Below are 236 nucleotides of genomic sequence, written 5' to 3' on the forward strand. Positions count from 1 at the left end.
GCCTAGGAGATACACCTGTACCCATGCCGAACACAGCAGTTAAGCCCTAGAACGCCGGAAGTAGTTGGGGGTTGCCCCCTGTGAGATAGGGTAGTCGCTTAGCTAGAATAGGGAGTTTAGCTCAGCTGGGAGAGCATCTGCCTTACAAGCAGAGGGTCAGCGGTTCGATCCCGTTAACTCCCATATAGGTCCCGTAGTGTAGCGGTTATCACGTCGCCCTGTCACGGCGAAGATCG

General features: G+C 55.1%; 1 tRNA gene and 1 rRNA gene. Both read left to right on the forward strand.

The features are described 5' to 3' along the window. Nucleotides 1-103: ribosomal RNA gene (gene rrf / locus E4T82_RS12390) — 5S ribosomal RNA — on the forward strand; the annotation flags it as partial. Between the two features lie 7 nt (nucleotides 104-110). Continuing rightward, a tRNA-Val gene (locus tag E4T82_RS12395) sits at nucleotides 111-183 on the forward strand. Nucleotides 184-236 lie beyond the last annotated feature (53 nt).

It is taken from the genome of Streptococcus cuniculi (genome assembly GCF_004570575.1).
GTDB classification, from domain to species: Bacteria; Bacillota; Bacilli; order Lactobacillales; family Streptococcaceae; genus Streptococcus; species Streptococcus cuniculi_A.